This window comes from Arthrobacter sp. Y3225116 (genome assembly GCF_059091245.1).
The window spans coordinates 1-1,828 of sequence record NZ_JBNHGL010000383.1; the positions used below are offsets into that span (position 1 = coordinate 1).

1 protein-coding gene is annotated in these 1,828 nt (G+C 69.6%); it reads left to right on the top strand.

Going from position 1 to position 1,828, the window contains the following annotated elements; genetic code table 11:
- Positions 1 to 161: 161 nt before the first annotated feature.
- Positions 162 to 1,828 (top strand): malto-oligosyltrehalose trehalohydrolase (gene treZ / locus AC5RV2_RS17595; RefSeq protein WP_494093400.1); only part of this gene is annotated, 1,667 nt, incomplete at its 3' end.

Genomic DNA, 1,828 nt, shown 5'->3' on the forward strand with positions numbered 1-1,828 from the left:
CGCGACGGCGGGTGGCGGGACACCGCCGTCGTCCTGCCCGCCGGACGATACCGCGATGTGCTCAGCGGGCGGAGCCACGCAAGCAACGGCGTCCTGCCGTTGGCCGGCGTGCTGACGGAATTGCCGGTGGCGCTGCTGGTGCGCGAACAGGAGGAGAAGTCATGAGCCGGGACTTCGCGGTGTGGGCCCCGCGTGCCGGAAGGGTGGAACTGCAGGCCGGCGCCGCACGGCTGCCGATGCAGGGCCCGGACGACGCCGGCTGGTGGCGTCTGGCGAACCCCGCCGCAGCGCCCGAGGGGGAGTGCGACTACGGCTATCTGCTGGACGGCGGGGACGCGGTGCTGCCGGATCCGCGCTCGCGCCGCCAGCCGGACGGGGTGCACGGGATGTCCCGGACCTTCGACGCCGGGGCCCACCGCTGGCAGGACCGGGACTGGGTTTCGCCGGGGCTGGGCGGGGTGATCTACGAACTGCACATCGGTACGTTCACCTCCGAGGGCACGCTGGATTCCGCCGCGGCCAAGCTCGACTACCTGGCCGGACTCGGGGTGGATTATGTGGAACTGCTGCCGGTCAACGCGTTCAACGGCACGCACAACTGGGGCTACGACGGCGTGCTCTGGTACGCGGTGCAGGAGAGCTACGGCGGCCCGGCCGCCTACCAGCGGTTCGTGGACGCCGCCCATGCCAAGGGCATCGGCGTCATCCAGGACGTGGTTTACAACCACCTGGGTCCCAGCGGAAACTACCTGCCGCGGTTCGGGCCGTACCTGAGCAGCGGCAGCGCCAACACCTGGGGCGAGTCCGTGAACCTGGACGGCCCCGGATCGGACGAGGTCCGCCGCTTCATCCTCGACAACGTGCTGATGTGGTTCCGCGACTACCACGTGGACGGCCTGCGCCTGGATGCGGTGCACGCGCTGCGGGACGAGCGCGCCGTGCACATCCTCGAGGAGATCGCGGCGGCGACGGACGCGTGTGCCGCCGAGCTGGACAAGCCGTTGTTCCTGGTCGCCGAGTCCGACCTCAACAATCCGCGGCTGATCGAGCCCCGGCAGGTGAACGGCTACGGCCTGGCCGGCCAGTGGAGCGACGACTTCCACCACGCCGTGCACGTGAACCTCACCGGCGAAACCAGCGGCTACTACGCCGACTTTGCCGGACTGGGGGCGCTGGAAAAGGTGCTGCGGGACGGCTTCTTCCACGACGGCGGATATTCCTCGTTCCGGGAACGGCACCACGGCCGGCCGATCAACAAGGACCGGGTGACCGCCGGGCAACTGGTGGTCTGCACCCAGAACCACGACCAGATCGGCAACCGTGCCGCCGGAGACCGGCTCACCGGCACCCTCGGCTACGGGCAGCTGGCGCTGGCCGCCGTGCTGAACCTGATGTCTCCGTTTACGCCGATGGTGTTCATGGGCGAAGAATTTGCGGCCTCCACGCCGTGGCAATTTTTCACCTCCCATCCCGAACCGGAGCTCGGCGAGGCGACCTCTGCCGGCAGGCTCAAGGAGTTCGAGCGGATGGGCTGGGACCCTGCGGTAGTGCCCGATCCGCAGGACCCGGCAACGTTCCACAACTCGAAACTGGACTGGGCCGAGCCCGGGACGGGCGACCATGCCCGGCTCCTCGAGCTCTACACCCGGCTGATCGCCCTCCGGAAGCAGCATCCGGAGCTGACGGAACCGGACTTCGCGTCCTTGTCGGTGGAGTCCCACGCGGAGGAGGGCTGGCTGATCCTGCGGCGCGGCTCCTTGGCGATCTGCTGCAACTTCTCCGCCGAGCCGCGGCGGCTCCCCGCCGGGCAGGGCGCGCTGGTCCTGGC